The sequence below is a fragment of the Acinetobacter sp. YH1901134 genome (assembly GCF_013416965.1).
Taxonomy (GTDB): Bacteria; Pseudomonadota; Gammaproteobacteria; order Pseudomonadales; family Moraxellaceae; genus Acinetobacter; species Acinetobacter amyesii.
Genome location: NZ_VPEW01000004.1, coordinates 418,097 through 435,517 on the forward strand (window position 1 = coordinate 418,097; position 17,421 = coordinate 435,517).

13 protein-coding genes and 1 pseudogene are annotated in these 17,421 nt (G+C 40.3%); 11 read left to right on the forward strand and 3 right to left on the reverse strand.

Going from position 1 to position 17,421, the window contains the following annotated elements:
* Nucleotides 1-12 precede the first annotated feature (12 nt).
* From dnaE to FTV50_RS05930, 11 genes and pseudogenes are all read left to right on the forward strand, one after another.
* Nucleotides 13-3,585 carry a DNA polymerase III subunit alpha gene (gene dnaE / locus FTV50_RS05885; RefSeq protein ID WP_180023820.1) on the forward strand — a complete coding sequence of 1,191 codons (3,573 nt, stop codon included), beginning with the start codon at nucleotides 13-15 and terminating at the stop codon, nucleotides 3,583-3,585.
* Nucleotides 3,586-3,636: 51 nt separating this feature from the next.
* The gene (locus FTV50_RS05890; RefSeq protein ID WP_180023821.1) at nucleotides 3,637-4,479 is read left to right on the forward strand and encodes an RNA methyltransferase; all 843 of its coding nucleotides are present in this window, start codon (nucleotides 3,637-3,639) and stop codon (nucleotides 4,477-4,479) included.
* The gene (cysE, locus tag FTV50_RS05895) at nucleotides 4,472-5,281 is read left to right on the forward strand and encodes a serine O-acetyltransferase (protein ID WP_180023822.1); all 810 of its coding nucleotides are present in this window, start codon (nucleotides 4,472-4,474) and stop codon (nucleotides 5,279-5,281) included. The genes FTV50_RS05890 and cysE overlap by 8 nt, the downstream gene beginning before the upstream one ends.
* A gap of 106 nt (nucleotides 5,282-5,387) precedes the next feature.
* Nucleotides 5,388-6,302, forward strand: a complete 915-nt coding sequence (locus FTV50_RS05900) for an ABUW_2363 family tetratricopeptide repeat lipoprotein (protein ID WP_078193555.1) — start codon at nucleotides 5,388-5,390, stop codon at nucleotides 6,300-6,302.
* Between the two features lie 128 nt (nucleotides 6,303-6,430).
* On the forward strand, nucleotides 6,431-8,437 hold the full coding sequence (locus FTV50_RS05905; protein WP_180023823.1) for a triacylglycerol lipase: 2,007 nt from the start codon (nucleotides 6,431-6,433) through the stop codon (nucleotides 8,435-8,437).
* Nucleotides 8,438-9,011: 574 nt separating this feature from the next.
* Nucleotides 9,012-9,179: a hypothetical protein gene (locus FTV50_RS16660; protein ID WP_257223862.1), complete on the forward strand. Its 168-nt coding sequence runs from the start codon at nucleotides 9,012-9,014 to the stop codon at nucleotides 9,177-9,179.
* 130 nt (nucleotides 9,180-9,309) lie between these two features.
* A pseudogene (locus FTV50_RS16665) lies at nucleotides 9,310-9,453 on the forward strand (GGDEF domain-containing protein); the annotation flags it as partial.
* 518 nt (nucleotides 9,454-9,971) lie between these two features.
* Nucleotides 9,972-12,602, forward strand: coding sequence for a DNA mismatch repair protein MutS (gene mutS / locus FTV50_RS05915; RefSeq protein WP_180023824.1), 2,631 nt, complete (start codon nucleotides 9,972-9,974; stop codon nucleotides 12,600-12,602).
* 386 nt (nucleotides 12,603-12,988) lie between these two features.
* On the forward strand, nucleotides 12,989-13,312 hold the full coding sequence (gene fdxA / locus FTV50_RS05920) for a ferredoxin FdxA (RefSeq protein WP_004651686.1): 324 nt from the start codon (nucleotides 12,989-12,991) through the stop codon (nucleotides 13,310-13,312).
* A 138-nt stretch (nucleotides 13,313-13,450) separates the two neighbouring features.
* Nucleotides 13,451-14,173, forward strand: a complete 723-nt coding sequence (locus FTV50_RS05925; RefSeq protein ID WP_078188751.1) for a D-Ala-D-Ala carboxypeptidase family metallohydrolase — start codon at nucleotides 13,451-13,453, stop codon at nucleotides 14,171-14,173.
* Nucleotides 14,174-14,304: 131 nt separating this feature from the next.
* A complete protein-coding gene (locus FTV50_RS05930; protein WP_180023825.1) occupies nucleotides 14,305-14,970 on the forward strand; it encodes an O-methyltransferase in 666 nt (221 codons plus the stop codon).
* Nucleotides 14,971-15,179: 209 nt separating this feature from the next.
* Here FTV50_RS05930 and FTV50_RS05935 read toward each other — a convergent pair whose 3' ends face one another.
* The 3 genes from FTV50_RS05935 to FTV50_RS05945 form a co-directional block, all read right to left on the reverse strand.
* On the reverse strand, nucleotides 15,180-16,022 hold the full coding sequence (locus tag FTV50_RS05935) for a universal stress protein (protein ID WP_078193559.1): 843 nt from the start codon (nucleotides 16,020-16,022) through the stop codon (nucleotides 15,180-15,182).
* Between the two features lie 130 nt (nucleotides 16,023-16,152).
* Entirely contained in the window at nucleotides 16,153-16,770 is a 618-nt protein-coding gene (locus FTV50_RS05940) for a DapH/DapD/GlmU-related protein (RefSeq protein ID WP_180023826.1), read from the reverse strand.
* Nucleotides 16,763-17,362: a YigZ family protein gene (locus FTV50_RS05945; protein ID WP_180023827.1), complete on the reverse strand. Its 600-nt coding sequence runs from the start codon at nucleotides 17,360-17,362 to the stop codon at nucleotides 16,763-16,765. Before FTV50_RS05945 ends, FTV50_RS05940 begins: the two co-directional genes overlap by 8 nt.
* Nucleotides 17,363-17,421: the final 59 nt, after the last annotated feature.

Here is a 17,421-nt window from a genome sequence, read left to right on the forward strand (position 1 = left end):
AGGGACTCATCTATGCACTTTGTACATCTTGGTATTTTTACAGAATTTTCCATTACTGAATCTATTGTACGTATACCTGATCTTGTAAAAGCTGCAGCTGCAGATGAAATGCCCGCTCTGGCCATTACTGACCTTTCAAATCTACATGCTGCTGTAAAATTCTATAAAAAGTGCTTAGATAAAGGCATTAAACCCATATTTGGTTCAACCATTCGTCTGAATGATGCTGAACACAAAGCTACTCTTCTAGCGATGACCAATAAAGGTTGGCGCAGTCTAACAGAATTGGTTTCTGAAGGTTATATTTCAGGTCAACAGCTTGATATTCCTTGCGTAAAAAAAGATTGGATTTTAAATCAACACCAAGACTTGATTGTTTTACTGGGTATGCAAAGTGATGTCGGCAAAATGCTTTGCTCTTCCAACCCGCAAAAAGCTGAACCACTGTTAGCTGAATGGGTCGAAAAATTTGGCAATCGTGTTTATCTAGCGATTACACGAACTGAGCGCTCGGGTGAAGAAGACTTTATTCACGAAGCAGTAAAACTTGCGAAGAAATTTAACATTGGTGTGGTTGCTCATAACGATGTGCATTTTATTCGTAAAGAAGATTTCGAGGCACATGAAGCACGCGTTTGTATTGCCGATGGCTATGTCCTCGGTGACAATCGTCGCCCTAAAAATTACAGTCCTGAACAGTATTTTAAAACTGCCAAGGAAATGACGGAGCTGTTTGCAGACATTCCAACGGCTATAGAAAATACCTATCACATTGCGCGACGCTGTAATGTGTCATTACGTTTAGGCTTCCATGACCTTCCCGATTATCCAATTCCTGAAGGTCATACAATTGACACCTATTTTGAACATTTATCAAAAGAAGGTTTAGAAGAACGTTTAGCGCATTTGTACCCTGTCGAACAACGTGGTGACGACTGGCCAGAAATTCGTAAGCCTTATGATGAACGTTTGGCTTATGAAGTTGGGATCATCCTGACCATGCAATTCCCAGGTTATTTCCTAATTGTCATGGACTTTATTCAATGGTCTAAAGGTAATGGCGTCCCTGTTGGTCCAGGCCGTGGTTCGGGTGCAGGTTCCTTGGTTGCCTATAGTTTAAAAATTACTGACCTAGACCCACTACGTTATGACCTACTGTTCGAACGTTTCTTAAACCCTGAACGTGTATCAATGCCCGACTTTGACGTCGATTTCTGTATTGCAGGTCGTGACCGTGTTATTGACTATGTTGCACGCACCTATGGTCGAGATGCGGTCTCTCAAATTGCAACTTTCGGTACCATGGCGGCAAAAGGTGCAATTCGTGACGTAGCCCGTGTCTTGGGTAAATCTTATGGTTTGGCTGACCGTATTTCTAAAATGATTCCGACCAAGCCTTTAGGTTTAAGTTTGGAAGAATCCATTGAGGCCGAACCACAACTCAAAGATATTGTCACCAATCCATCTAACCCAGATAACGACGATGCAGCCGAAATTTGGGAAATGGCACTCAAACTTGAAGGCATTACCCGTAATACAGGTAAACATGCCGGTGGTGTGGTTATTGCACCAACTAAGTTAACTGACTATTCGGCTGTCCTATGTGATGCAGATGGAACTAACCGTGTAGCCCAATTCGATAAAGACGATGTGGAAGCTGCAGGTCTAGTTAAATTCGACTTCTTGGGCTTACGTAACTTAACGGTAATTGAAGATGCCATTAAGCACATTAATGCCCGTCCAGATATCACTACACCTGTCGATATTTCCTTGATTCCTTTGGATGACAAACCTGCCTATGCTGTGTTCGCAGATGCAAATACCACAGCAGTCTTCCAGTTTGAATCCGTCGGCATGAAAAAAATGCTGAAAGAGGCACGTCCAAGTAAGTTCGAAGAAATTATTGCTTTCGTGTCTTTATACCGTCCAGGCCCCATGGATCTGATTCCTGACTTTATTTACCGAATGCATGGTGGCGAGTTTGAATACTTACATCCATTACTAGAAAGTGTCCTTGAACCGACATACGGCATTATGGTGTATCAGGAACAGGTAATGCAGGCAGCGCAGTTCTGTGCTGGCTATAGCTTGGGTGGCGCGGATTTACTTCGTCGTGCCATGGGTAAAAAGAAAGTCGAAGAAATGATTAAGCACCGTCAGATCTTTACTGAAGGTGCTGCAACCAAAGGTATTGATGCAGATACGGCCAACCATATCTTCGATTATATGGAAAAATTCGCAGGCTATGGTTTTAACAAATCCCATGCCGCAGCCTACGCCCTTGTTGCATATCAAACCGCTTGGTTAAAAGCACATTTCCCTGCTGAATTTATGTCAGCAGTGATGACCTCGGAAATGCAGAACACGGACAACGTGGTGTTCTTGATCGATGACTGTCGTATTAATGGTCTTGAAGTCTTACCACCTTCGGTCAATATGTCTTTATATAATTTCCATGCCAGCGATCCAAAAACCATCGTCTATGGTTTAGGTGCGATCAAGGGTGTCGGTGAAGCTGCCATGCAGTCTGTGATTGACTCACGTATCCAAGATGGCCCATATAAAGATCTGTTTGACTTCTGTCATCGTATTGACCTAAAAAAAATCAATAAGCGCACGCTTGAAGCATTGATTCGTGGTGGCGCATTGGATTGTTTAGGATTAGAACGCGCTGACTTGATGGCGCAATTGCCAGAAGCTGTACAAGCGGCTGACCAAGCCCGTACAAACCGCGAAACAGGGATGATGGATTTATTTGGTGAAGTTGAAGAAGTTCAGCGTAAACCTTCTAAACCTGTTAAACCGTGGTCAGATGAAGTTCGTCTTAAAGGTGAAAAAGATACTCTTGGGCTTTATCTAACAGGTCATCCGATCGATGTGTATCGATCAGAGCTAAAAGCCTTTATTTCACAGCGCATTAATGAGCTTACGCCTACACGACGTGGTGTCACTACAGTATTTGCAGGCCTAGTCGTCGATATTGCCAACTTCCCGAACCGCATGATGGTGACGCTCGATGATGGTACTGCACGTATAGAAGTATCTGCGAATCACGAACGTTTTAACCGCTTCAAAGATGTGATTCAAAACGAAAAAGTGGTGGTCATTGAAGGTGAAATTTACGAACGTGAAGGTTTTGATCGGCCAATGGGTCGCTTAACTAAAGCCTTCAGTTTGAATGAAATCCGTCAAAAACGTGCCAATGCCATTCAAATTAAATTAACACCTGAACATTTTAGTAAAACGCTATCACGCGACATCCAAAATATTTTACTGCCTTTTTGCAATGTCGATATGTGTACGCATATCCCTGTGCAGTTATATATAGACTATCCATATGCGACGGCCGACATTCATTTGGGCTTAAACTGGAAAGTTGCCCCACTAGATGAATTACTGTCTAAGCTGCGTGACTACTTCGGCAAAGAATCTTTGCATGTCGAATATCATGTCAAATCCAAAGCTGCCAAAGCGGTAAGTTATGAACAAGCCTCTATTCCTGCGCAGGTTCCGCCACCGCCAGATGGGATGAGCATGGATGATGCCATGGATTTATATCAAGCAGAAGCCAATCAATTTTCTTAAAGTTTAAACGCTGTTTGAACTGCTTTTTTAAATAAACATATTGGAAATATCATGAATCAAACTGACAATGCTGCGGTTTCAGCACATCTCTCCCATGTGCGTATTGTCATGGTGAACACAACATTACCCGCAAATATTGGTAGTGCATTACGTGCCATGAAAACCATGGGACTTTCAAAGTTAGTCTTAGTTGCACCGAAGACTTACCCGCATCCGGACATTAATGCCTTAGCTGCCGGTGCTGTCGATTTAATTGATCAAATTGAAATCGTTGAATCATTAGAAGAAGCTATTAAAGATTGTCATATTGTCTTTGGTACTAGTGCGCGTAGTCGTACCATCCCATGGCCATTACTTGATGCTCGCCCTGCTGCCGAAATGTCTCTCAAAGCGGTCTGTGAACAACAGCAAGAAATTGCCGTGGTGTTTGGCCGTGAAGACCGTGGTTTGACCAATGAAGAATTGGCAATGGCTAACTACCACGTCACTATTCCAGTAAATACTGAATATGGCGTCTTAAACGTTGCTCAAGCGATTCAAGTCATTTGCTATGAAATGCGCATGGCCGCCCTTGCACATACCGAGTTAACTGCAAATCCTGATGCCAATATGCATGTTACCAATAACATCGATATGGAATGGGACGAACCTTTGGTGACCCATGAAATGATGGAACAGTTCTACCCGCATATTGAAAAAATGCTGGCAGAGATTGAATTTATGGATCCAAAAAATCCAAGATTATTACCTTTACGCTTGCGTCGCCTATTTGGACGTATACAATTAGATCGTATGGAATACCACTTATTACGTGGCATCTTTAGCCGAGTACAGGCTTTAAATAACGGAACATGGAAAAAATCTACAGACAATGAGGATCAATCTAATGCTTAAGCAGCTTAAAGAAGATATACAGGCTGTATTCGCGCGCGATCCTGCTGCACGAAATACGCTCGAAGTCTTAACGACTTATCCAGGAATTCATGCCTTAATCATGCATCGTATGGCACATGAACTTTGGAAAAAAGAGTGTAAAGGCTCAGCTCGTCTATTGTCTTCTTTTAGCCGCTTTGCCACAGGCATTGAGATTCATCCGGGTGCGAAAATCGGTCGTCGTTTCTTTATTGACCACGGTATGGGTGTGGTGATTGGTGAAACAGCTGAAATTGGTGATGATGTCACCCTCTACCATGGTGTGACCTTAGGTGGCACGACTTGGAACAAAGGCAAACGTCACCCAACTTTGGAAGATGGTGTAGTGGTTGGCGCTGGTGCAAAGATCTTAGGCCCATTTACGGTGGGTAAAAATGCCAAAGTCGGTTCAAATGCCGTCGTGACTAAAGAAGTTCCTGCAAATACTACTGCTGTGGGCAATCCAGCACGCTTTATCACTAAAGATAAACCAAAAGATGAAGCGGAAACGCGTCGTCGCGACTATGCAGAAAGTATTGGTTTCCAGCCTTATGCTGCAACCCAAGACCAAACTGACCCGATATTAGAAGGTATGCGTGTATTGTTAGATCGTATTCAGCACAATGAAAAACGTATGAATAATTTGTGTCAGCGTTTGTCTCTCCTTGACCCAACGTTCAAAAAGCAACAGCTTAATGAACAACCTTTTAGTCAGGAAGAACTTAAAATCATTGAAGATGTGCGCCGCGAATGCGAAGCTCAAAGTAGTCAATCTAAGGCTTAACCAAAAGCAATCAGAATAAGTTGCCTTTAACTTGCATGTTGTTCAGAGTTTTTTTAGACTGACCAACATGCTTTTTTGTATAAAATAAATTTAATGGATGAATAATATGACGCTTAAGCCCTTGGCAGTTGCTTGTATTGCTTTAACCCTTGCCGCTTGTGGAAGCGCCCCAACTAAAAATAATGCTCCTAAAGATGCCATGATTTTTGTAGAGCCTGAACTGACTCCACCTTTCTACGCACTCAACCCATTTAACTACGATGCACCACCTCCTTTTGAATTAAATTTACAAAAAGCTGCAGCACAGCCTGTGACTAAGATGGTGGTAACTAGCCCAACCGACCCATCTAAGCAATTAACCCTTGAAGAAAACCGCCTGATTATCCCCACTGTTGACAGCAAAGAACGTTCGATGAAATTTGCTGCTTTAGCAGGTGACAATGAAATCGACATTACTGAAATTGATGATTTCTTACAGCTTGTTGAAGGTAAAGCACGTCACTATCCACCACGTTTTGTTCAACGCCAAGAACGCAAAGGGTTTGAGCTTAAACTCAAGGAAGTTACGCAAAAATTAGATACGCTTGCGTCTAAAGACAATGCTTCTTTTGATATTTTAGTTCGTGCATTTAAAGCCAGTGTGATGGCACGTAACCTTGATTTGGGTTCTGTGTATACAACTAAATCATTAACTTACGCACAACGTATTTTAAAAATCAACCAAGATGATGCAGAAGCAAACTTCTGGTTCGGTTTTGGTTTATCTGAAGGTGGTGGTCAACGTGAAGCGATTCCATACTTAGACAAAGCAATGAAAGCCGGTGTTCAAGAAGCGTATCTTTCTGCAGCAAATAACTATATTGCCATGGAACAAAAAAAGAACGCCATTCAGGTTTTAAAGAACTATAAAGTTAAATATCCACAAGAAGCAGAAGTTGCTGATCGTTTAATTCAAGAAATTGAAAAGCAAGGTCGCTGGAATGTTTGGCAAGTTTTAAATCCACCAAAAGCTGCGTCTTAAATCAGACGATTTAGAAAATTCTTTTGAAAAAAGACCGTTTTAACGGTCTTTTTTCATTTAAGGTGAATTGAAAATCCTGACAATTATCGTATGATTTGAAAATACTTAACCTTATGCGCGGCCTCTTTATGCAGCAAAATATTAAAAAAATACTGCTCCTTGGAATCATAAGTACAAGCGTACTGAGTGGATGTCAGGTCGTCAGTGTCAAAAATCAAAAACTCAATGTTTCGATTGCCAATGAACGTGAAAGTATTATTTCTCGAAACAAACTTAGCGAAGCCAGTTTAAATGTCTTGTCGATGACAGGTCGGGAAGCCAAAGCCTGCACAGAAGACCCGAAAGCCTGTGTTGATGAGTTACAACAAATTCCTCAGATTCAAGATGAACAATTACTTTCTACAGCAAGTGAATTATATTTAGCTAAAGCTATAGAATATGAATCTTCTTCAGCCTGCAAGTTAGGTGTGCTCAGTAGTCACAAATCTGAAGAAAAACAAAAAATTGAACAAGACACTTATAATAAGTGCTTAGATCAACAATTGATACTTCTCGATAAAAGTATTCGCTATAGCTATGCGTACATGTTTAAAACCAAACGTGCGCCTGCTGATCGTATTTTTGATAACCGCCAAGTTCAAATCCGAGATTTCTATAATCAAGGGATTGCCAAACTGGTTAGTAGCTACGCGCTACGTTATAAACCGCAAGAAGTCACACAACAGATCAAAGTCGGACAAACCACCTATCACATTGACTTCAGCCACTACCCAGAACTCAAAAATCGTAAAATTGAACAATTGATGTCAACCTATAACCTCAACTTCTCAGGTTTACGTTCAATTACCCGCCGAGATGGTTTTGGCTCCGAATTTCTTGTAGTTTTACCCGAAGAACATACGATTGAAACAGGCAAAGCAAAATATATTATCAACCCGATTGATTTTAAATATCCGTCTGGTTCAAATCCTAATATCCATCAAGCGCGCTATTTAGCTGCAACCTTAACGGCTGAACCACTAAGCGCTACAACTACAGTTGATCAAATTTTGAATCAACATGAGTTTCAAATTAAAGCTTACGACCCGTATAAGTATGAACAGGTCAATATTGCCAATAAAAACTATGCGCTTGCTGCCAATTTTTCTGCTCCATATGGTCTTTGGTTAGCACAAAATAACTTGGGTAAGGCAGCTTATTTATCACTGATTGACCGAGATGAAAAGCTGACGATGCCGCATCTCTACATGCTTGAACCATATAATCCTGACAAGAAAGTTATCGTCTTGGTACATGGTCTTGCTAGCAGCCCTGAAGCATGGATTCGTCTGACTAACGATATTATGGGCGATTCAGTGCTACGTGAACATTATCAAGTATGGCAAGTCTTCTATTCAACTAATATGCCGATTATTGAAAGCCGCTTCCAAATTTATTCCATTTTGACTCAGACCTTTAGCAAAGTAGACGCCAATGCCGCAGCTAAAAAAGATGCTGTTCTAGTCGGTCATAGTATGGGCGGCATTATTGCACGACTACTGGTCAGCCAAGCCGATACCACACAAGCAGCTTTGAAAATGATGAATTCACGTCAATTAAATCAGTACCGAAATATTCCAGTAGTGAAGCAACGTATGGTGATTGAAGATATTCCAAATTTCAGCCGCGCAATTTTTTTAGCTGCACCTCATCGCGGTACAGAATATGCAGATCGCTGGTTTACCAAAGCCGCTCGAAAAATTATTAAACTCCCAGGAGCTTTTTTATCGGCCATGGGTGATGTGTTAACTCAAGAAGAAGACCTGAAAGATTTATTTCGTGAAATTGACCATGGCTTGATCCAAAATGGACCAAGTGACTTAAGTCATCAATCAAAATTTATCGCGCTCACTGAAGATATTCAGCCACGTAAGGGTTTGAAGTTTCATTCAATTATGGGAAATAACACCAACAGTCAAGATAAAAATATTATGACGGATGATATCGTACCATACACTAGTGCTCATCTAGAGGGTGCTGTTTCAGAAAAAATCATTAAAGGGGGTCATTCGATTCAAGAAACCCCTGAAGCTGTACTCGAACTACGCCGTATATTACGTTTGCATTTGATTGAACTTGGCCTCTATAAACCATAAGGCAATACAGCATTTAAATCGATCTACATATTTTAAAACCGATCTCAGGATCGGTTTTTTTTATTTCTGCATTTACTTGAATATGCCATTATTCAGGTAATTACTATATAAGCTTTTTTTTAATCATTATAAAAACTCAAAGGCACTCGTTAAACTTTACATAAACCTTATATTGGAGATAAATTATTGTAAAATAAATTCAAAATATTGTGCCCATTTACTAATTTTTTATGAGCATATCGAATTATGAAATTTTAAGGCTTTAAGTCACTTCTTCTGTGAAATTAAGGGTCTAATCATAACTATATAAAATTAAGTATATTTTACGTCAAGTTTATAATCCATTTATCAACCGCTCTACCGTGATGAAGTGCCGAAAGAATTTCGTTTTCGCGGAATCATTATTTTTCTCCTGTATGCCCTGTCATGTACGGGGATTTATCAAGTGATTCCATAACGCAGTTTTGTAGATTCCTCTGTATATTTGGGTAGTGTTTATCACTCTGATTGCATGGGATTTATCTTTTTTTCCGCATTAAACCCTTATTTTAATGTTTATACTTGTCTAAGCTCGATGTGCGCTGTTGCGATCATATTTATCATCTTTACTGTGATTTGTAATGATCACAATGATGCGCTATTACATGCAGCCATGAAGTATGCCTTGGTCATCATCTATGCCTTTGTTGGTCTGCGTTTTTATATTGCCATGGTTGTTGGTTGGGAGAACATGACCCACTGACTGGGCTAGCAAACCATCGTCCGTTATAAGGAGCTTTAGAACAGCTATGGCATTATGCCCTACGCCATCAACAGCCTTTAACCATCATGGTGATCGATATCAATTTTTTTGAAATTAAAATGATCATTTAGGTCATCAGGCGCGTGACATCTGCCTCACACAAATTACTGAGGTTTTGTCTCAAATCACCAATCGAAATGGTGAGTTAGCTGCACACAATGGCAGCGAAGGTTTTTTACTCCTCTTTAGGGTGTTAACTGAAGCTGAAAAATGAACCTTTGGCAGCCGATTTATTTCGCAGAATTTAATCACTCGAACTTCCACATCCAGCCAGCCATATGTCTAAATTTGTGACGATTAGCATCGGCACGGAAACGATCACTCCATCTAAATCTGATAAAATTCAGAAATTTATATAGGCTGCCGATCGTGCACTTTACCTTGCAAAAGGCAGCGGTCGAAACCAATATCGATTAGCTGAGGCTGAAGCGCAGCTTGATGTTTGAGTCAGTCTATCGCTTTGTAAATGTATCCATTGTTGAATTTACAAACAGACTTTTTAGCGTTTATAAATAATATTTTGACTGCTTTTTTTACATGCAGACAAACCTTTTCTGGCATTTTCCTGCCACTTTTTTTGCTAGAATCAGCAACACGATTTGTTAACGTACACCTGTGGTTTTGAACGAAGAGACAATATAAATATAAGGACTTTTTTTAAATCCAATTTTCATCAAAACAGTGTTTTTCGTTTAACAGCGCACAAATTTTTATTTTAAGGTATTTCGTTTCATGCAAGCTGATAATTCCAAAGTTGACCTTTCAACCCTGACTCCGATGATGCAACAGTACATGTCAGTCAAAATGCAAAATCCGCATTCACTGATGTTTTATCGGATGGGTGATTTTTATGAGCTCTTTTTTGAAGATGCGCATAAAGCAGCAAAACTCTTAGGAATTACATTAACGCATCGTGGTAAAGCCAATGGTGAACCAATTCCTATGGCTGGTGTCCCATACCATGCAGCTGAAGGCTATTTAGCCCGCCTTGTAAAAAAAGGGGAAACGGTGGTTATCTGCGAGCAAATTGGTGAGGTAACAGGTAAAGGTCCAGTTGAGCGCGGCATTGTTCGTATCATTACCCCGGGGACATTAACGGATGATGCACTAATTGCCTCTCATCAAAGTTCAAATTTAGTCGCGATCTGCTTACAACAAAATCAGATCGGGATTGCTTTACTAGACCTCAGTGCAGGTATTTTCAAAGTTCAGCAAATGGACTATCAGCTGGAACAATTAGCAATCGAACTTTCACGTTTAATGCCGAGCGAAATTTTGATTGATGAAGATCTTATTGATCCGAATATTGTCGAGCAAATTAAACGTCAATTAGACTGCCCTGTCACTAAACGTCCAAACGTCGACTTCAATTTAAATAACGCACAAAAAACGCTGTGTGACCAATTTGCAGTTGCCACACTTTCAGGTTTTGGTATTGACCATTTACCTTTGGCGAAAGCTGCCGCAGCGGCTTTGATTCACTATGCAAAAGTGACTCAAAAAACTGCTTTACCACATATCCGCAGCATTCAACTCGAACAAAGTAGTGATTTTGTGGCGCTCGACCCCGTCACTCGTCGTAACTTAGAACTGATTGATCCCCTATTTGAACATGGCACTTCCCTGTTCCAACTTATCAATGATTGCCAAACTGCGATGGGTGGCCGTCTATTAAGTCGTACCTTAATGCAGCCTTTACGAGATACCGCTTTATTGGATGCACGTTTAGATGCATCACAAGCGATGCTGCAAGGCTATCATGAGTCTCCGATCCGCTTAGTTCTCAAAGAAATTGGTGATATTGAACGTGTGCTATCTCGTGTAGCTCTCGGCAGTGCTCGTCCACGAGACCTAGTTCAGTTACGTCAAACTTGTGCACAAATTCCCTATCTTCGACATGCACTTGAACCGATCATTCAGTCACACCAATCTAAGCTGATCGCTCAGTTAAATGATGAAATGGGTGATTTTCACGGCTTACATGAGCGTCTCATGTCTGCCATCGTAGAAAACCCGCCAGTGCTTTTACGTGATGGAAATGTGATTGCCGAGGGTTTCGACACTGAACTTGATGAACTGCGTAAAATTCGTGACCATGCAGGACAATTCCTCATTGATCTCGAAATCAAAGAGCGTGAACAAACCGGCATTGCAACCTTAAAAATTGGCTATAACCGTGTCAGTGGCTACTATATTGAACTCACTCGAGCGCAGGCTGAGCAAGCACCTGATCATTATATTCGCCGCCAAACCCTAAAAAATGCGGAACGCTACATTACCCCTGAGTTGAAATCTTTTGAAGATAAGGTGCTTTCGAGTGAGTCACGTGCATTAGCGCGCGAAAAAATGCTCTTTGAGCTATTACTTGATGAGTTACGTGCAGATATTGGCAACTTACAAATGATGAGCGCCGCTATAGCGCAAATTGATTTACTGGCTAATTTTGCCCATCAAGCTCGATTACGCAATTGGTCACGTCCTGAATATAGCCCTGAAGTTGGGATCAAAATCAAAGCCGGACGTCACCCTGTTGTGGAATCTCTGAGCAAATCGGCATTTACCCCAAATGATACCAGTTTGGACTTTAATCACCGTATGGCGATTATCACAGGGCCAAATATGGGCGGTAAATCGACCTTTATGCGCCAAACTGCCTTAATCAGCTTATTAGCCTACTGTGGTAGCTTTGTCCCTGCCCAATCTGCCATTTTAGGGCCGATCGACCGGATATTTACCCGTATTGGATCTGCCGACGACTTGTCTACAGGCAAATCAACCTTCATGGTGGAAATGACTGAAACCTCTCAGATTCTTCATCATGCAACCAATCAATCACTGGTACTGATGGATGAAGTTGGGCGTGGTACGAGTACCTATGACGGCTTATCTTTGGCGTGGGCATGTGTACTCGATCTCACGCGTCGTATTAAATGTTTATGCCTATTTGCAACGCATTATTTTGAACTCACCGAGTTAGGCAAAGACGCTAATATCGATAACTATCATGTAACTGCTCGTGAGCTAAATGGCAACTTGATCCTATTACATAAAGTCCAACAAGGCCCGGCGAGTCAAAGTCATGGTCTACAGGTGGCAAAGCTTGCAGGTATTCCTGCGGCAGTGATCAAAGAAGCACAAAATCGCCTTCGCATTTTAGAAACTCAGCAAAAGCAGCAACTCAATACGGCTGTACAAACCGATTTATTCTCTGCACTAGCAGAGCCAGAAGTCATCGAACGCGTGGTGGAAGTTGAAAAAACATCGCCCGTACTTGATGCCTTAGCAGATTTAGATGTAGATAACTTAAGTCCACGCGAAGCACTACAACAGCTTTACGCCTTAAAGGATTTACTTAAGATCTAAATTTAGCAGAAGCGATAGATGAGATATGCAAAGAACACCTATGAAGGTGTTCTTTGCATTGACTCCATTTAAATGTGTAAATTAGTAAATATTTGCTATCTACTACTGCGGCTATTCAGCAATAAATTGATAAAAAATTAATGTTGTTAAATGTTTCATGCTTAAAATACACATTAAAAATATTGTTCGATAAACAGATGTAATTTAATCAGTTTTTGAGTATGATTCTCATTCATTGTGAAATTTACATAAATTGTTCAGTTTTTAGTGATTTTAACAGCACTGCATATAATAATTATCAATAAAAGGAATTGTTAGTTACCCTATTTTTTGCCTAAAATACACCATTAGTTTATTAGAACCATATTTTTTAGGTAGCTGTCGCCATGACCTTTGTTGTCACTGAAAACTGTATTAAATGTAAATATCAAGACTGCGTAGAAGTTTGCCCTGTTGACTGTTTCTATGAAGGTCCAAACTTCCTTGTTATTAATCCAGATGAATGTATCGACTGTGCGCTATGTGAACCTGAGTGTCCAGCTAACGCGATTTTCTCTGAAGATGAGTTACCTGAAGGTCAAGAAGTATTTATCGAACTTAATACTGAACTTTCTCAAAAATGGCCGAACATCACTCAAATTGGTGATCAACCTGCCGACCGTGAAGAGTGGAACGGTAAAGCTGATAAATTACAATATCTTGAAAAGTAATTTTACGCTTTCATGAAAAGATCAGCACATGCTGATCTTTTTTTATACTTAAAGCACACATTTCATTGCAAATTATTCAAATTTTCTCAATCAAATTGGATTAAAATAGAACGAGTTTATAAATAATTGATTTCTATAATGAAGCATTTACTCAAGGGATTATTGTCCGTTGCAATATTTCCTCTTGTTTTCATTGGTTGTACAACTACACCACAAAAACAAGGTCACACTATTACAACTCCCGACGGTAAACGTATTTACATACCTCAAGAAAAAGTGACGACCATCAGACAAGCCCCGCCTAAAGTGGTGCCTTATGCGTACAACTCATGGGTAGCGTCTGTTGATAATTTACGTCGCGTTCGAGACTATGAAGTCTTTTTAGAGAAAAATGGTGTAGGCAATATCATCCCTTCATTTGAGCTGATGCGTACTGCACGTGATTGGCAAAAATGTGGTCGCTCAGAATATATGGTGCCTAACCGTGAATTATGGCAAAACCAAATTGCGACCTTACGTGTCTTTAAATATTTAGTTGCTGCAAATATCTTAACGGACTTTGAAGTGACTTCGGTTTATCGTGATTTGCCTTTGAACCAATGTGCTGGTGGTGCAAGCTCATCTCGTCACCTATATAACTCGGCGATTGATTTCCGTATTGGACCTGCGTACCCGCAGCCCGAAGACTACAGTTATATTGAAAATACCAAGTTCCGTTTATGCCAATTTTGGTCACAACACGGGCAGAGTCTCAATATGGGATTAGGTTTATATGCCAGCGGACAAATTCATATTGATACTCAAGGCTACCGTACTTGGGGACCTGATCACTCAAGTCGCTCTTCAATGTGTAATTACTAAAACATTACATCGTCATATCAAGACCTTTTCGGAGGTCTTTTTTGTACATAAAATATTCAAATATAGAACAATAAATTGCGATGTTGGTGGAAAGGTTTAAAATGCTTGCATCAATCACGAGGTGCGACAACATGCAACAAATGTGGACAGACATTGATGCTTACATCGATTCACATTTAATTCCTGAAGATCCAATACTGACTCAAACACTTCAACATACAGATGAACGTGGCTTTCCAGATCATCTTGCTGTAGCGGCCAATCAAGGCATGTTGCTACAAATGTTAATCCAAATGAACAAGTGTAAACGCGTTTTAGAACTTGGCACTTTTGCAGCCTACAGCACTATGTGGTTAGCACGCGCATTACCTGATGATGGTTACATTCTGACCATTGAAGGTCGTGATACACACGCGGCCCTCGGTCAAGAAAATATTGATAATGCAAAGCTTACACAAACGATTGAACTGAAATGTGGTCGTGCGGCAGATATTTTACGTGCCCTTCCTGACGACACAGAAGCTTTTGACTTTATTTTTGTCGATGCAGACAAACAGAGCTACCCTGAATATTTAGAATTAAGTTTAAATTTATCTCATTCAGGTACAGTGATTGTTTTAGACAATGTGATTCGTGCAGGCGAGATTCTGAACGCTGAAAACCATAAACCAAGCATTGAAGGTATCCGTGATATGTTCAAAGCTATGCAAAATCATCCAAAAATTTTATCTTGCACGGCACTTCAAACTGTAGGTTGTAAAGGTCATGATGGTTTTGCGATTGCAATCGTTAAATAATCTCAATCGAGGTGTTTTTTAAACACCTCGAATAAAGGTATAAAAAACAATCAATATAATATTTTATTTTAAAAACAATTACCTACAAATACTACACACAGAGTTATCCACAATTTTTGAGGATAACTCTGATTATTTTTAAAACAACAACTTATTATTTATTTACTCGTAATTGTCCGTCTATTAAATCAACTGTTCATTTGCTCAACTTATTTTACAACCAACAATGGAACACTCGAATTTCTGAAAATACTGGTGGTGATACTGCCCAAGAAGAACTGATGGATTTTACTGTGACTAAACGCACCCAGTACGATTAACTGAATGCCATGCTCTTGTTGATAGTCCAGAATATTTTCCGAAACATCGCCATAGCGGTATTCTGTCACCACATCTAGACCGGCATTGGTTAAATAATTTTTTGGATCATCCAAGATTTGTGGGTGATCTCCAACATAAACCAAATGACATTGTAAGAGTTTGAGTAGATCACTTTGTGCCACACGCTTCATTAACTCAACGCATTTAGGCGAATATTCATAGGCAAAAATAAAGCGAGTCGGTGGTTTAAACGTTGGTCCTACGGTCATAACTGTACAACTTGCACCACGAATAAAGTTTTCAACATTACTACCCAGCGGCTTATTACGCTCTGCTGAACGTTCACCAACGCGACCAATTAAAACAATATCGTCATCTTGCAAAATATTAAAACTTTGCTCTAAGAAGTCACCCTTTTCCTGAATATGGGTGGTTTGAATCCCATGCTTATCTTGGATCATTTCAGAAATGTGTTTGAGCAAGTTATTACTATAATCTAACGCTAAATCACTTTGTTTTTGTTCTAACTCCGCGAGTTCTTTTAAGAGCATGGCATTACTTTCAAATCCAATCACGCCACTGATTTCACCTAAGTGATAACTTGCCGGATAGTAATCAAGTATTTGCAGTAAAACCAACTCACGGTGAGTTTGTTTAGCAACCCAAGCAGCAGCATCAGCTAGTGCATTAATGCATGGAGAAGAGTCGATACAGGCGATAACTCGTTTCATGATTAGCCCTCGTTTTATTATTGCTTGGCTATAAAATGTTGTTTGTTATTTTTAACTTATCACAACTCTGTTTCACTGTGCATGCATTTGTGTAAGCATAAAAAATATTTATGAAGTATTTGGCGATTATTTATTCACGATATCGAATGAATTTTGCAGGATTTCCCGCAATGATTGCACGCGCTTCAACATTTTTCGTCACCATACTGTTCATGCCGACTACAGCCTGCTCAGCAATGTGAATACCATCCTTGATTCCAACATGCGCACCTAACCAAACATCATGCTCTATCTCAATCCCTTGTGAACGTACAGCTTGTTGATAGATCGGTTGATTGACATCCATTCCATGATCGAAAGCATATAGATGGCAATATGCCGCCATACGAACTTGATCATGAATTTTGATGCCCACTCGCCCACCATCTAAAATACAGTGATGATTGATCGCCACTTCATTGCCTATTTCTATTGGGCCATGCAAAGTGCAATCCGCCGCAATAAAGCTGTTATCTCCAATAACAATCTTACGTCCCGGTTCGGCAAAAATATGAGCCAATGGCGATATAAAACAGTTTGCACCAATTTCAACGGTTTCCATCGATTTGAGATAGTCTTGATATTCCTGTTGCCAAGCTTCGGCCCAACCACGATTTTTCGGTTTGAGTGACCAATACAACCAAGGCATATAATTTAGACGATGCTTATGTTGCTCTCGATATTTCAATAATGGATCTATTTCATTCATCTTCAGCAGCCTCTACGATATACAGTTGTTCACGTCCGCGAGTTACATCTTGAATCTTTAACTGTAGCGGTTGGATTTGATGAATTTGCAATGCTGCAAGTACATTTACGCCCTGCGCTGTATAGTCTTCCTGAAATTCAATTTGCTGCTGATTGAGTTCATATTGGAAAATTGCCCATTCATTAAACTGACAACTAAATTGCACTTTTTTCTTCTCAATAAGTTCAATTTTTTCAGCTTGTAAAAGGCATTGACCTGCACAGCCACCATAGGCACGTACCAATCCCCCTGTCCCGAGCTTAATTCCGCCATACCAACGATTAACCAAGACCAACACGTTGGTTAGGTCATTCCCTTCTATGGTTGCTAGAATGGGCCGACCTGCTGTGCCTGAAGGCTCACCATCATCATTAAAACGTACGGTATGTCCAATTTTCCATGCCCAACACTGATGTGTTGTTGAGATATTTTTATGGGCTTCGAGAAATTCTTTAACGGCTTGTTCATTTTCCACAGGAACTGCGATGGCTTGAAAACGACTTTTTTTAATGTCTTCTTCATATTCAAACTGTGCGGCGAGTGTAAATGGCATAACGTCTTTAGATCCTGTATCAAAGGATATTATAGCGTTTTTTGAAAGACTTACATCCA

Excerpts from the sequence above, each read along its gene's own strand:
- dnaE (WP_180023820.1), top strand. The coding sequence starts at position 13 with ATGCACTTTGTACATCTTGGTATTTTTACAGAATTTTCCATTACTGAA.
- FTV50_RS05890 (WP_180023821.1), top strand. The coding sequence starts at position 3,637 with ATGAATCAAACTGACAATGCTGCGGTTTCAGCACATCTCTCCCATGTG.
- cysE (WP_180023822.1), top strand. The coding sequence starts at position 4,472 with ATGCTTAAGCAGCTTAAAGAAGATATACAGGCTGTATTCGCGCGCGAT.
- FTV50_RS05900 (WP_078193555.1), top strand. The coding sequence starts at position 5,388 with ATGACGCTTAAGCCCTTGGCAGTTGCTTGTATTGCTTTAACCCTTGCC.
- FTV50_RS05905 (WP_180023823.1), top strand. The coding sequence starts at position 6,431 with ATGCAGCAAAATATTAAAAAAATACTGCTCCTTGGAATCATAAGTACA.
- FTV50_RS16660 (WP_257223862.1), top strand. The coding sequence starts at position 9,012 with ATGTGCGCTGTTGCGATCATATTTATCATCTTTACTGTGATTTGTAAT.
- mutS (WP_180023824.1), top strand. The coding sequence starts at position 9,972 with ATGCAAGCTGATAATTCCAAAGTTGACCTTTCAACCCTGACTCCGATG.
- fdxA (WP_004651686.1), top strand. The coding sequence starts at position 12,989 with ATGACCTTTGTTGTCACTGAAAACTGTATTAAATGTAAATATCAAGAC.
- FTV50_RS05925 (WP_078188751.1), top strand. The coding sequence starts at position 13,451 with ATGAAGCATTTACTCAAGGGATTATTGTCCGTTGCAATATTTCCTCTT.
- FTV50_RS05930 (WP_180023825.1), top strand. The coding sequence starts at position 14,305 with ATGCAACAAATGTGGACAGACATTGATGCTTACATCGATTCACATTTA.
- FTV50_RS05935 (WP_078193559.1), bottom strand. The coding sequence starts at position 16,022 with ATGAAACGAGTTATCGCCTGTATCGACTCTTCTCCATGCATTAATGCA.
- FTV50_RS05940 (WP_180023826.1), bottom strand. The coding sequence starts at position 16,770 with ATGAATGAAATAGATCCATTATTGAAATATCGAGAGCAACATAAGCAT.
- FTV50_RS05945 (WP_180023827.1), bottom strand. The coding sequence starts at position 17,362 with ATGCCATTTACACTCGCCGCACAGTTTGAATATGAAGAAGACATTAAA.